The sequence below is a fragment of the Serratia sp. TSA_130.1 genome, from assembly GCF_052691795.1.
On record NZ_JBQZFS010000003.1, the window covers coordinates 137,829 to 150,916 of the forward strand.

Below are 13,088 nucleotides of genomic sequence, written 5' to 3' on the forward strand. Positions count from 1 at the left end.
GGCATTTTGAATGAAATGGGAACGTTCCCGGTTTGGGGCGAGGATCACAAAATGACGAAAAATGGTCAACTTCCGATCAGGAAAGTTTGCTGGGCACCACCAGGCGGCGGATCCCCTGTTCGCCGCTGAGCTGCGCTAGCAGCTGCTGCGCGGCCAGCAGGCCGGCGCTGCCGTAGCCGAACTCCACCGACAGGGTGTCGGGGAACAGGAAGCTGAGCAGCGGGGTGTTGCCGATGGCGCATACCTGGATGGCGCGCGTCGGCTGTTGTTGCAGGTATTTGATCGCCCCCAGGGCGATGCTGTCGGAGGCGCAAATCAGCGCGCTGGTGTGCGCGTCAATCACTTCGGCGGCGTGCTGGAAACCGCTCTGGTAGCTCAGTTCGCCCAGCGTGGCGCGCGGCGTGAGCGTGAGGCGTTCACAGGCGTCGAGATAGGCCTGATAGCGGCGCTGGCCGGTGGTGGCGTCGCTGAGCTGCACCCCCAGATAGCCGATATGCCGATGCCCTTGCTGATACAGGCGATCCATCAACAGGTTCACCGCGCCGGCGTCGTCGTAGCAGACGGACGAGAAGCCGTCGTATTCGCGCACCATCACCACCATTTTTTCCTGCCACGGCTTGAGCATCGCCGCGGTCAGGCCGGTGAAGCCGAACAGGATCACGCCGTCGACGTTGCGCTGATGCAGTACGTGCAGGTGCTCCTGCACCAGGCGGGTTTCGAACTGGCTCTCCATCACGATCGGATCGAAGCCTTGCTGATACAGCAGCGGCAGCATGGTGCGCACCGCCTGGTTTTCCGACGGCGAGTCGAGACGGGAAACGATGATGCCCACCACTTTGTCGCTTTGGCCGCGCATGGCGCGCGCCGACTTGGAGGGCGTAAACCCTTGCTGACGGATCACCGCTTCCACCCGTTCACGGGTTTGCGGGCTCACGCTGCCTTCATTATTCAGCACGCGTGAGACGGTGGATTTGCCTACGCCGCTCAGGCGCGCGATGTCCTTGATGGTCAGCCGGTTTTGCATGGTTTACTTTTCGTTGAGGTGGACAGGCGTAACATAAAGGCCTGTAAAACAATGCCCGTCAGCATAGCTCATTTTCCGACGCGGATCTTGATGCAAAACGGGATTGTGACATTGCGATGAACGGCCGCTCCTGCCGCTCTGTTTTTCCCTTTACCGGAGGTTATTCCCCATATGGACCCCGACCCGACTGCTTTAGACACTCACTCGGTTCTCCGGTAAAACCTCTCCGCCTGGCGCTGCTGTTTTACCGGTGAAGTACATCACGGTAACCGGTAGCGCGCGCTTCGTCGTTCGCTCCTGCTGCTGAAAAAAAGAATAAGGATCTGCGTTGGCAGAGGCTTTTTGGCGCACCCGCCATTCGCCCGGCCGATGACGATCCCCGTTTACCCGCTGCCGTGAGGCACCGGGCGACGAGGTGCGAACCATGAAACTGAAAAAACTCCCCCGTCAGCTGCTGGGCCTGTTCGCCCGCGGCCTCCCGCGCCGTTTGGTGCGCCGCGACAGCCTGCTGGACAGCGTCGGCGGCGCTGCGCGCGACATGCCGGCCGGCCTGGCGCAGCAGCGGCTGGAATGCGCCGCCGCAGAAACGATGCAACTCTTTGAGCGTTTTCACAGCCATCCGGAAGGCATCACCGCCCATGAGGCGGAACAGGTGCGCCAGCGCTGCGGCGAGAACGTCATCGACGATCAGCAGAAAGAGGCCTGGTGGCAACACCTCTGGCACTGCTACCGCAACCCGTTCAACCTGCTGCTGACCGCGCTCGGCATGATCTCTTACGCCACCGAGGATCTGACCGGCGCCTTGGTGATCGCGCTGATGGTGCTGATCTCCACGCTGCTGAATTTCATCCAGGAGGCGCGATCCAACCGGGCGGCCGACGCGCTGAAGGCCATGGTGAGCAACACCGCCACGGTGATCCGCAGCGATGCGCTCACCGGCAGGAGCGAGCACGTGGAGCTGCCGATCGCGCAGCTGGTGCCGGGCGATATCATCAAACTGGCGGCCGGCGACATGATCCCGGCGGATCTGCGCGTGCTGTCGGCCAAGGATCTGTTCATCAGCCAGGCGGCGCTGACCGGCGAATCGCTGCCGGTGGAAAAATCCGCGGCGCCGCAGGCGTTGGCGGCCGATCCGCTCGACTGCCAAAACCTGTGCTTCATGGGCACCAACGTGGTCAGCGGCACCGCGCTGGCGATGGTGATCGGCACCGGCGGCGGCACCTATTTCGGCCAGCTGGCGCAGCGCGTCACCAGCCAGGATGAGCAGCCGAACGCCTTCCAGAGCGGCATCAGCAAGGTCAGCTGGCTGCTGATCCGTTTTATGCTGGTGATGACGCCGATCGTGCTGCTGATCAACGGCTACACCAAGGGCGACTGGTGGGAGGCGGCGCTGTTCGCGCTGTCGGTGGCGGTCGGGCTGACGCCGGAGATGCTGCCGATGATCGTCACCTCGACGCTGGCCAAAGGGGCGGTGAAGCTGTCGCGCCAGAAGGTGATCGTCAAACGGCTGGACGCCATCCAGAACTTCGGCGCGATGGACATTCTGTGCACCGACAAGACCGGCACTCTGACCCAGGACAAGATCGTGCTGGAGCGCCATACCGACGTGTTCGGCGCCAGCAGCGAGCGGGTGCTGCGCTACGCCTGGCTGAACAGCTTCTACCAGACCGGGCTGAAAAACCTGCTCGACGTGGCGGTGCTGAGCTGCGCGGAGCAAAATCAGCAGCCGCAGGCGCTGCAAAACTACCGCAAGGTGGATGAGATCCCGTTCGACTTCGTGCGCCGCCGCATGTCGGTGGTGGTGGCCAAAGACAACGAGTATCACGAGCTGGTGTGCAAGGGCGCGCTGGAAGAGATGCTGGCGATTTGCAGCCACGTGCGCCACGAAGACGAGGTGATCCCGCTGAGCGAGGCGCTGCTGGCGAGGATCCGTCGCATCACCGACGATCTCAACCAGCAGGGGCTGCGGGTGGTGGCGGTGGCCAACAAGATCCTGCCGGCGCAAACCCATGAATACGGCGTGGCGGACGAGTCGGATCTGATCCTCGAAGGCTACGTCGCCTTCCTCGATCCGCCGAAGGAAAGCACCGCACCGGCGCTGGCGGCGCTGAAACAGAACGGCGTCACGGTGAAGATCCTCACCGGCGACAACGAGCTGGTGGCCGCCAAAGTGTGCCGTGACGTCGGGCTCGAGGCCGAGCACCTGCTGCGCGGCAGCGAGATCGAGCAGATGGACGACGAGCAGCTGGCGCAGGCGGCGGCGCGCACCACGGTGTTCGCCAAGCTGACGCCGCTGCACAAGGAGCGCATCGTCAAACTGCTGCGCCGCCAGGGGCACGTGGTGGGCTTTATGGGCGACGGCATCAATGACGCGCCGGCGCTGCGCGCGGCCGATATCGGCATCTCCGTCGATTCGGCGGTGGACATCGCCAAGGAAGCGGCGGACATTATCCTGCTGGAAAAAAGCCTGATGGTGCTGGAGCAGGGGGTGATCGAAGGGCGTCGCACCTTCGCCAACATGCTGAAATACATCAAGATGACCGCCAGCTCCAACTTCGGCAACGTGTTCAGCGTGCTTATCGCCAGCGCCTTCCTGCCGTTTCTGCCGATGTTGCCGCTGCACCTGTTGATTCAGAACCTGATGTACGACATCTCGCAGATCGCCATCCCGTTCGATAACGTCGACGACGATCAGATAACCCAGCCGCAGCGCTGGAACTCCGCCGATCTGGGGCGGTTTATGGTGTTCTTTGGGCCGATCAGTTCGATCTTCGACGTGCTGACCTTCAGCCTGATGTGGTGGGTATTCAAGGCCAACACGCCGGAAATGCAGACGCTGTTCCAGTCCGGCTGGTTCGTGGAAGGGCTGCTGTCGCAAACGCTGATCGTGCACATGATCCGCACGCGCAAAATTCCGTTTATCCAGAGCCGCCCGTCCTGGCCGCTGTGCATCATGACGCTGGCGGTGATCGCCACCGGCATCGGCCTGGTGTTCTCGCCTCTGGCCGGCTTCCTGCAGCTGCAGGCGCTGCCGCTCGGTTACTTCCCGTGGCTGGTGCTGATCCTCGCCGGTTACATGGTGCTGACCCAGTGCGTGAAAGGCTGGTTCGTGCGCCGCTACGGCTGGCAATAACCCGTTCGCCCCCTCCGGCCGGGAGGGGGCAACTGTGATCCCGTCCGCTTTTTCACCGCAACGGTTGGACATCTGTTCTGTGCTGAGTCTTTATCTACAGCGTTGGCTGTTTTCCCCTGCGCCTTTCAAGCCACCGCGTTGTTGGCTGTACGCCCGCCCCCCAGTTACTTAGCAGACCTAAGCGCCTGGGGATGCGGGCGCTTGCCGCCTAGCGGTGGTTTGAAATTCATTGGGGATATTTTGTTTTTTTCCTCTGAGGAATTTCCGATGCACAGACCTTTCCGTTATACGCTACTGGCTTCATCGTTATGGTTTTCTTGCGGCGCGCTGGCGCAGCCGGCGGGTGATTTGCCGCTGATGCCCTGGCCGCAGCAGGTGGAAGTGACGCAACCGGCGGGCAAACTGATTTTGGATCACCGGCTGTCGTTAAGCCTCCAGGGCGATGATTTGGGCGACGCGCTGCCGCGCTGGCGCCAGCGCATCGAGTTGCAGACCGGCTGGACGCTGGCGCCGAGGGAAGAAGCAAACGGCGCGGCGATCAAGGTGGTGATCAAGGATCGGGTGGCGGCGCAGCCGCTGCCGGGCAGCGATGAGAGTTACCGGCTGGCGGTCACGCCGCAGGGCGCCACGCTGACCGCCAACACCCGCTTTGGCGCGCTGCGCGGCATGGAGACCCTGCTGCAGCTGCTGCAGACCGATGGGCAAAACACTTTCCTGCCATTGGTGGATATTCGCGACGTGCCGCGTTTTCCGTGGCGCGGCGTGCTGCTGGATTCGGCGCGCCATTTCCTGCCGCTGCCGGACATTTTGCGCCAGCTTGACGGCATGGCGGCGGCCAAGCTCAACGTGTTGCACTGGCACCTGAGCGACGATCAGGGCTGGCGCTTCGCCTCCGAGCATTACCCCAAATTGCAGCAGCAGGCCAGCGACGGCCAGTTCTACACCCGCGAGCAGATGCAGCAGGTGGTGGCTTACGCCACGGCGCGCGGCATTCGCGTGGTGCCGGAGATCGACATGCCGGGGCACGCCTCCAGCATCGCGGTGGCCTATCCCGACCTGATGAGCGCGCCGGGGCCGTATCGCATGGAGCGCGAGTGGGGCGTGCATAAGCCGACGCTCGATCCGACCCGCGACGAGGTTTATCAGTTTGTCGATACGATCGTTGGCGAGCTGGCGGCGATCTTCCCCGATCCTTATCTGCACATCGGCGGCGACGAAGTGGACGCCAGCCAGTGGCGGGCGTCGCCGTCGATTCAGGCGTTTATGCAGCAGAACGGGCTGGCGGATACCCATGCGCTGCAGGCCTACTTCAACCAGAAGCTGGAAAAGGTTCTCGAGAAGCACCAGCGGCAGATGGTCGGCTGGGACGAGATCTATCATCCGTCGCTGCCGCGTTCGATCGTCATTCAGTCCTGGCAGGGGCAAGACTCGCTGGGCGCCAGCGCGCAGGATGGCTATCAGGGCATTCTCTCCACCGGTTTCTATCTCGATCAGCCGCAAAGCATCGCCTATCACTACCGCAATGAAATTCTGCCGCAGCCGCTGGGGGTCGAAACGGCGGTGCAACCCGGCGAGCAGGCGCAAAGCTGGCGTTTCAGCATGCCGCGCCTGAAGGGCAGCGCGGTGGAGGGCAGTTTCACGTTAATCGAGGGCAAGCAGGGCTGGCGCGGCTTTATCGATTTCAACGGCAAATCGCGCCGCGCGGTGCACGATATCGTCTGGCGCACGCCGCAGCAGGTGACGTTCCGCGTCGATACCTGGATGGGCGACACGCGGCCGGTGTTTACGCTGCAACAGGACAAGCTCAGCGGCTATACGTTGGTCGGCAACGTGCGTTACCCCACCCAGGGCGAGAAACTGGCGGCGGCGCCGGCGGGCAAGATGCCGGTGGTGCCGGATGAGAAGGGGCAGGCCAAGATCCTCGGCGGGGAAGCGGCGCTGTGGGCGGAAAACGTGCGCGCGCCGCTGATCGATCTCAAGCTGTGGCCGCGCGCCTTTGCGGTGGCGGAGCGGCTGTGGTCGGCGCAGGACGTCATCGACGAAAGCAACATGTACCGGCGGCTGGCGGCGATCGACGCCTGGTCGGTGGTGTCGGTCGGCCTGCAGCAGCACGCGGAAACGGCGCGCGAATTCACCCGGCTGAGCAACAGCGTGCAGATCATGCCGCTGCAGATCCTGGCCGAGGCGGTGGAACCGGCGCAGTATTACACCCGCCAGCACCTGAAGTTCCAGGCCGGCAACTATCATCAGTTCGAACCGCTGAACCGCTTTGCCGATGCGCTGCCGCCGGAGAGCGAGGCGGTGCGCGACATGCATGCGCAGGTCGCGGCTTTGCTGAAGGATAAGCGCGATAAGGCGGCGGCGCAGGCGCTGCGCGAACGGTTGCAGCGCTGGCAGGCGAACGGCGCGGCGCTGCAGACGGCGATCGCGGGCAACCGCACGCTGCGGGAGCTGGCGCCGGTGGCGCAGGACGTCGATGCCCTGGCCGCATTGGGGTTAACGCTGCTGGAGCGCTATCAGCAGGATAAACCGCTGAGCCGAGCAGAGGCAGAACAAGCGCAGCGCCGGCTGGATGCGGCGGCGCAGACGCGCGACGAAGTGGTGATTGCGGCGGTGTACCCGCTGGAGGCGTTGCTGCGGGGGTTACAAACGGCTCCGTAAGGAGAGGTGGCGAATAAACTGCGGGGCGTATTCCATATCTCGACATTGCGATGTGGTTGAAAGAGCAGAAACGACGGGCTGGTTGTAAAATCCAGCCCGATTTGTTCATTCAATACGGTTTACGCATTCAAAGGATTGATAATGCCGCAGGTTTTTAATGTCCGATTGATTGGAGAACGCGCACTGGCTGCAACCAATGACCTCTTTGCTGAGGCCGGGTATGGCGTCCGGGTGCAAATGATGAAGGCTGAAGATTTTGAGTGGTGCGTTGCGTTGGCTCGCCAACAACCTGAAGAGCGCCGTATTCCCTGGGCGTTGAATGGCGCCGCGTTGGACGATCCTGACGGTTTTACGTTTAGTTTTAAGATACAGGGCATCGATGACCGGCCGGCAGGCGCCTGTATCTGCCGATTTTGTCCGGCGGCTGGCGAGCAACTGGCGATGTTAAATATTGAGATGCTGCAAAACTTTCGGATTAGAGACTCGAGCCTTGATGGCAATACGCTGCGTTTTGCGCTCTATGTCGCCGTGCTCTTTATGGTGGATACGGCATGCGCAGGTTTGCGTTTAATATCGCCGATTAATACGGAGTTGGCTGATTATTATATAAATTATCATCAATTTGTTGACCTCACCGGGGGGCTCAAACAGATACTTTATCGAGATGCTGAGGCGCTTTTCCTGTGGTTCCAGGAAGGTTTTTTGCCGCCGGCCTCATAATTGAAGGTGGATGAAATTTGCGCAATAATGACGAAATGCCGGTGGGGTCACAGGAGGTTCGCATGGTGATAAAGTCAACAAAACGTCAGGTAACACAACCTGCCTCTTATGAGCTGAAGGTGTATAAATTCGGCATGGAAGGTGTAGATGCAGTGAACACCTATACATCTGAACAGATTGACCGCATAACGCCTCGCGGCAAACCGATTACGGCTTCGCGAGAAGAGGTTATCGCCGTTTTAAAACAGGCGGTAAAACAGGTTAACGCTTCATCCTCTCCGGCTGCTGAAACTCTGGGCTGTGTCCGTCGGCGCCCAGCATTCAAGTAATGTAAAAACGGCCAGTCTGCACTGGCCGTGATTCGCGTGAGCGTCGATTAACGACGCACGGCGATGGCTTCGATTTCGATCTTCACGTCTTTCGGCAGACGCGCCACTTCTACGCAAGAACGGGCCGGGAACGGCGCGCTGTGCTCGGTGAAGAAGGCTTCGTACGCGGCGTTGACGGTGGCGAAGTCGTTCAGGTCTTTCACGAACACGGTGGTTTTCACGATGTCGGCAACGGTCAGGCCGGCGGCTTCGACGATCGCTTTGACGTTTTCCAGCGACTGGCGCGCTTGAGCGGCGACGTCGTCGGCGACGGCGCCGGTTTTCGGATCGACCGGGATCTGGCCGGAAGTGATGATCATGCTGCCCAGATCAACGCCCTGCACGTAAGGACCAATGGCTGCCGGGGCGAGTTCAGTGCTGATGTTACGTGACATGTTTTCTCCTGATAAACCCGTTGTCTTTCACGCCGCCGCGCGGTCGGCCGCAGCGTAAAATTCGGTGGGTAGCAACGTGGGTAGAGTGATTTTCAGAGGACCCATTATAGGGCGTCACCGGGAGAATAACAGCGCCATCTCCCGGCGCCCATGCCGGGATTAGTCCGCCTGCAGCACCACCTGATGCTCGAACTCTTTTTCGCAGTAACGGCACTTCAGGTGTACTTCACCGTCGCGCGATTTGACGCTGAAGCTCGACGCCACCGGCTCGCTGCGGCTGATGCAGTTGCCGTTCGGGCAGGTCAGCACGCCGTCGATGTGGTCCGGCAGGCTGAGGGTCAGCTTGCGCACCACTTCATAGTTGTCGATGCGGTTTACCGTGGCCTTCGGCGCGTACATCGCCAACTGGTTGGCCTGCTGCTCGGTCAGGAAGGTGTTCTCGATCTTGATCAGATCCTTGCGGCCCAGCTCGTTGGAGGGCAGGTTCAGGCCGATGGTGATGCGCTGGTCGGTGGCGGTCAGCTTGAACAGCGTCAGCAGTTTGAAACCGATCTGCGCCGGAATGTGGTCGATCACCGTGCCGCATTTGATCGCTTCGACCTGCAGTTTGTTGTCGTGAGTCATGGCGGTTCCCCCTTAAAGAGCCAAATCTGCGTTGAGCACCAGCGCCAGCAGCGCCTGACGGGCGAAGATGCCGTTGCCCGCTTGCTGGAAGTAGTAAGCGTGCGGCGTTTTATCCACGTCGGTGGCGATCTCGTCGATGCGCGGCAGCGGGTGCAGCACCTTGAGGTTGGCGCGCGCGCCGGCCAGATCTGCGGCGCGCAGCACGAACTGCGCCTTCACGTTGGCGTACTCGGACGGATCGAGGCGCTCTTTCTGTACCCGGGTCATGTAGAGAATATCCAGCTCCGGCACCACTTCTTCAATGCTGCCGTGCAGGCTGTACTCGATGCCTTTCTCTTCCAGCATTTTCAGGATGTAGGCCGGCATCGCCAGCGCGTCCGGGGCGATGAAGTAGAAACGGTTGCCTTCGAATTTGGCCAGCGCCTGGGTGAGCGAGTGCACGGTGCGGCCGTATTTCAGGTCGCCGACCATGGCGATGCTGAGGTTGTTCAGGCGGCCCTGGGTTTCCTGGATGGTGAACAGATCCAGCAGGGTCTGGGTCGGGTGCTGGTTGGCGCCGTCGCCGGCGTTGAGCACCGGCACGTTGCCGGAGAACTCCGAGGCCATGCGCGCCGCACCTTCCTGCGGGTGGCGCATCACGATGGCGTCCACGTAGGTGCTGATCACCGAGATGGTGTCAGCCAGGGTTTCGCCTTTTTTGCCGAGCGAGGTGTTGCTGCCGTCGGCAAAACCGACCACCGAGGCGCCGAGGCGGTGCATCGAGGTTTCGAACGACAGGCGGGTACGGGTCGAGGCTTCAAAGAAGCAGCTGGCGATCACCTTGTGTTTCAACAGCTCCGGCTGCGGGTTGGCTTTCAGACCGGCGGCGGTGCGCAGCACCAGCTCCAGATCCTCGCGGCTGAGATCGTTAATAGAGATGATGTGTTTGTGATACAGCGGGTTGGCCATTTTTCACTCCTCCTCGACGCGTGCCCGTGGCGCGGGACTTTTTAAGGCAAAAAAAAGCCCCTCAATGAGGGGCTTGAAACGATCGGTTTAGCAACAGGAGAAACAACGGCAGCTGGCCGCCGATAGGCAGTCGGTTTTGTCGATTGCGGCTAACAAAACAAACGTCGTTTTTCATGCTTTCTCCTGGCAAATTGTGGCGCATTATACTCGCGCTTTTCGCCACTGCAAGCGTTAAAACGCCGTTTTTTGCCGCCCCGCAATCGATTGGCCGGCGATGGCTGCCCGCCGGCTATTTGCTGACGCGATCGTAGTAGACCATGTCGGCGTTCAGCCCCTGCTGGTAGCCTTTGACGTTGTCGCGCAGCACCACTTCGGTTTTGGCCTGATCGATAAACACGTACGGCGAACTGCGCTGCAGCTCCTGCTGCATGGCGGTGTACAGCGCGCGGCGCTTGGCCGGATCGGCTTCGGCCAGTGCCGCCAGCGTCTGCTTATTCAACTGCGGGATCTGCCAGCCGTTCAGCCCGGCCACCGTGCTGCTCTTGCCGTCGTTGTAGGCAAAGGCGCTGGCGTTGGAGTGGGCGTCGAAATAATCCGGGATCCACAGGCGGATTGCCGCCTGATGCTGCCTGGCGCGCACGCGGGAGTAAACCTGGCTGCCCGCGGCCGGCAGCAGCTCGACCTTCACGCCGGCAGCGGCGAAGCTACCCTGCAGCGCCTGCGCGATGGTGATGAACGGCGGCTTGTTCTCTACGTCCAGCGTAAAGGCGGCGTGGGTGATGCCCGCCTTGGCCAGAATGGCTTTCGCCTTGGCCGGATCGTAGCGGAACGGGTTGGTCTCCAGCGCGCCCGGCAGCCCGACCGGCAGGAAGCTCTGATGCACGAAGTATTGGCCCTTCAGCAGATCCTGGGTGATGCCCTGATAATCCACCAGGTAGCGCGCCGCTTCCCAGAAGGCCGGGTTGTTCAGCAGCGGATTGGCGCCGTTGCCGGTGTTGAATACCAGGTAGTTTTGCTCGGCGGACGGGATCTCCAGCACCTTAACCCCCGGCTGGTTCTTCAGCGTGTCGGTCTGGTCGGCGCCCAGTTCGCGGGCGATATCGGCGTCGCCCTGCTGGACCAGCAGGCGGCGGGTGGCCGGATCCGGCACGTTCTTGATGATGATGTTTTTCAGCTGCGGCTTGTCGCCCGGCGTCGTGAGGTTGGCATCCAGCACGATCGCCTGATGCGGCTGATAGACGCGCATCTTGAACGGGCCGCTGCCGGCGGAGTGCATTTTCAGCCAGGCGTTGCCGAAGTCGCCGTCTTTAACGTTGGCCAGCGCCGCTTTGCTGTCGACGATCGAGGCGATCGGCGTCGAGAGGATATTCAGCGCCACCGCCGGGCTGACGTCCGCCGTCCAGCGCAGCTGCACGGTATGGTCGTTGATCTTCTTCAGCTGCGCGTCGATGTTGTCCGGCTGCCAGCCGAGCACGTTGAGGATGAACGCCGGCGACTTGTTCATTTTCACCGCGCGGCTGTAGGAGAAGATCACGTCGTCGGCGGTCAGCGGGTTGCCGGAGGCGAACGCCGCCTGCGGCCGCAGTTTTACCGTCAGCGTTTTGGCCGCCGCATCGCTCTGCCAGCTTTCTGCCAGCACCGGTGCCACCTTGGCCGGATCGTCGCGATCCGCCTGTACCAAGCGCTGGTACAGGCTGGGCACCGTCTGGATGCTGGAGAGTTCGTTGGCTTCCGCCGGATCGAGGCTGACGATGTCATCCAGCGATTGCACCACCACCAGCGTATTCGGCGGCGTGGCGGCCAACGCGGCGGCGGGCAGGGCGGCGAGCAGGAACAGCGGCAAGAGTTTGGTTTTCATCGGTGTGTATCCCCTGAAGGCGCCGCAAGGCGGCGCTGAGAACGGTTTGTTATCGTTGGTTTTTACGGCGCGGGCGCCGTCGGCCTGTCACGGTAGAACCTTTGTCCGCGGCGGGCAAAGGCCAATGCGCTATTTGATATTCCAGGAATATATTAGCCGCCCTGGCCGGGGGCGCCAGGGCGGAGGGAGAGGCGTGTCAGAGCGTTGCGCTCAGCGTGGCGACCAGCACCGCCTTGATGGTATGCAACCGGTTTTCCGCCTGATCGAACACCACGCTGTGCGCCGACTCGAACACCTCGTCGGTCACTTCCATACCGCCGTGCAGATCGTACTGCTGCGCCATCTGCTTGCCGAGCGTGGTTTGATCGTCGTGGAACGCCGGCAGGCAGTGCAGGAACTTCACGTTCGGGTTGCCGGTCAGTTTCAGCATCGCCATGTTGACCTGATACGGCCGCAGCAGCGCGATACGCTCCTGCCAGGTCTCTTTGGGTTCGCCCATCGACACCCACACGTCGGTGTAGAGGAAATCGGCGTCTTGCACCCCTTCGGCGATGTCTTCGGTCAGGGTGAGTTTCGCGCCGGTTTGCTGCGCCAGCGCCTGGCATTCGGCCACCAGCTCCGGCTGTGGCCAACAGGCCTTCGGCGCCACCAGCCGCAGATCCATGCCCGCCAGCGCGGCGGCTTCCAGCAGCGTGTTGCCCATGTTGTTGCGCGCGTCGCCGACGTACGCCAGTTTCACTTCACTCAGCGCCTTGCCCGGCAGGTGTTCCTGCACGGTGAGCAGATCCGCCAGCAATTGGGTGGGGTGGAACTCGTCGGTCAGGCCGTTCCATACCGGCACGCCGGCGTATTCCGCCAGGGTTTCCACCAGCGCCTGGCCGTAGCCGCGATACTGAATACCGTCGTACAGGCGGCCCAGCACCCGGGCGGTGTCTTTCATCGACTCTTTATGGCCGATCTGGCTGCCGCTCGGGCCGAGATAGGTCACCTGGGCGCCCTGATCGAATGCGGCAACTTCGAAAGAGCATCGCGTGCGGGTCGAGTCTTTTTCGAAGATGAGCGCAATGTTTTTGCCCTGCAGCCGGCGCTGTTCCTGCCCCTGCTTCTTGGCCTGCTTCAGATCGGCCGAAAGCCGCAGCAGCGCCTGCAGCTCGGCGGGGGTGAAATCCATTAACCTCAGAAAGTGACGTTGGTAGAACGCATTGCCGGTGCTCATAGTCCGATTCCCTGATTGCTTAATTGAATTAAAATTCACTTTATATGTATGAATATTCAATTTCAACCCCGGCGAGGAAATCTTTCACGTTTATCGTGGAAGCAATGTCGGCGGTGTGTGAAAATAGAAGGAATGAAGGCC

General features: G+C 61.5%; 10 protein-coding genes. 4 read left to right on the forward strand and 6 right to left on the reverse strand.

The window, feature by feature from the left end:
* Positions 1 to 76 precede the first annotated feature (76 nt).
* On the reverse strand, positions 77 to 1,024 hold the full coding sequence (treR, locus tag ACUTQY_RS13775) for a trehalose operon repressor TreR (protein WP_042783558.1): 948 nt from the start codon (positions 1,022 to 1,024) through the stop codon (positions 77 to 79).
* Positions 1,025 to 1,448: 424 nt separating this feature from the next.
* Between treR and mgtA the strand changes: the two genes are divergently transcribed.
* The 4 genes from mgtA to ACUTQY_RS13795 all read left to right on the forward strand — a co-directional run bounded on the left by mgtA (position 1,449) and on the right by ACUTQY_RS13795 (position 7,867).
* Positions 1,449 to 4,157 carry a magnesium-translocating P-type ATPase gene (gene mgtA, locus ACUTQY_RS13780; RefSeq protein WP_046688123.1) on the forward strand — a complete coding sequence of 903 codons (2,709 nt, stop codon included), beginning with the start codon at positions 1,449 to 1,451 and terminating at the stop codon, positions 4,155 to 4,157.
* 267 nt (positions 4,158 to 4,424) lie between these two features.
* Positions 4,425 to 6,818, forward strand: coding sequence for a beta-N-acetylhexosaminidase (locus ACUTQY_RS13785; RefSeq protein ID WP_046688124.1), 2,394 nt, complete (start codon positions 4,425 to 4,427; stop codon positions 6,816 to 6,818).
* 141 nt (positions 6,819 to 6,959) lie between these two features.
* Positions 6,960 to 7,538: a hypothetical protein gene (locus ACUTQY_RS13790; protein WP_033651448.1), complete on the forward strand. Its 579-nt coding sequence runs from the start codon at positions 6,960 to 6,962 to the stop codon at positions 7,536 to 7,538.
* 62 nt (positions 7,539 to 7,600) lie between these two features.
* Positions 7,601 to 7,867, forward strand: a complete 267-nt coding sequence (locus ACUTQY_RS13795; protein WP_046688125.1) for a hypothetical protein — start codon at positions 7,601 to 7,603, stop codon at positions 7,865 to 7,867.
* Positions 7,868 to 7,914: 47 nt separating this feature from the next.
* Here the strand turns inward: ACUTQY_RS13795 and ridA are convergent, their stop codons facing one another.
* From ridA to argF, 5 genes are all read right to left on the reverse strand, one after another.
* A complete protein-coding gene (gene ridA, locus ACUTQY_RS13800; RefSeq protein WP_033651447.1) occupies positions 7,915 to 8,301 on the reverse strand; it encodes a 2-iminobutanoate/2-iminopropanoate deaminase in 387 nt (128 codons plus the stop codon).
* Between the two features lie 159 nt (positions 8,302 to 8,460).
* A complete protein-coding gene (gene pyrI / locus ACUTQY_RS13805) occupies positions 8,461 to 8,925 on the reverse strand; it encodes an aspartate carbamoyltransferase regulatory subunit (RefSeq protein WP_033641690.1) in 465 nt (154 codons plus the stop codon).
* A gap of 12 nt (positions 8,926 to 8,937) precedes the next feature.
* Positions 8,938 to 9,873, reverse strand: coding sequence for an aspartate carbamoyltransferase (gene pyrB / locus ACUTQY_RS13810; RefSeq protein ID WP_033641691.1), 936 nt, complete (start codon positions 9,871 to 9,873; stop codon positions 8,938 to 8,940).
* A 289-nt stretch (positions 9,874 to 10,162) separates the two neighbouring features.
* Positions 10,163 to 11,731 (reverse strand): ABC transporter substrate-binding protein, encoded by a 1,569-nt coding sequence (locus ACUTQY_RS13815; RefSeq protein ID WP_033641692.1) that lies wholly within the window; start codon positions 11,729 to 11,731, stop codon positions 10,163 to 10,165.
* Between the two features lie 196 nt (positions 11,732 to 11,927).
* Positions 11,928 to 12,947: an ornithine carbamoyltransferase gene (gene argF / locus ACUTQY_RS13820; protein ID WP_046688126.1), complete on the reverse strand. Its 1,020-nt coding sequence runs from the start codon at positions 12,945 to 12,947 to the stop codon at positions 11,928 to 11,930.
* Positions 12,948 to 13,088: the final 141 nt, after the last annotated feature.

Excerpts from the sequence above, each read along its gene's own strand:
- treR (WP_042783558.1), bottom strand. The coding sequence starts at position 1,024 with ATGCAAAACCGGCTGACCATCAAGGACATCGCGCGCCTGAGCGGCGTA.
- mgtA (WP_046688123.1), top strand. The coding sequence starts at position 1,449 with ATGAAACTGAAAAAACTCCCCCGTCAGCTGCTGGGCCTGTTCGCCCGC.
- ACUTQY_RS13785 (WP_046688124.1), top strand. The coding sequence starts at position 4,425 with ATGCACAGACCTTTCCGTTATACGCTACTGGCTTCATCGTTATGGTTT.
- ACUTQY_RS13790 (WP_033651448.1), top strand. The coding sequence starts at position 6,960 with ATGCCGCAGGTTTTTAATGTCCGATTGATTGGAGAACGCGCACTGGCT.
- ACUTQY_RS13795 (WP_046688125.1), top strand. The coding sequence starts at position 7,601 with ATGGTGATAAAGTCAACAAAACGTCAGGTAACACAACCTGCCTCTTAT.
- ridA (WP_033651447.1), bottom strand. The coding sequence starts at position 8,301 with ATGTCACGTAACATCAGCACTGAACTCGCCCCGGCAGCCATTGGTCCT.
- pyrI (WP_033641690.1), bottom strand. The coding sequence starts at position 8,925 with ATGACTCACGACAACAAACTGCAGGTCGAAGCGATCAAATGCGGCACG.
- pyrB (WP_033641691.1), bottom strand. The coding sequence starts at position 9,873 with ATGGCCAACCCGCTGTATCACAAACACATCATCTCTATTAACGATCTC.
- ACUTQY_RS13815 (WP_033641692.1), bottom strand. The coding sequence starts at position 11,731 with ATGAAAACCAAACTCTTGCCGCTGTTCCTGCTCGCCGCCCTGCCCGCC.
- argF (WP_046688126.1), bottom strand. The coding sequence starts at position 12,947 with ATGAGCACCGGCAATGCGTTCTACCAACGTCACTTTCTGAGGTTAATG.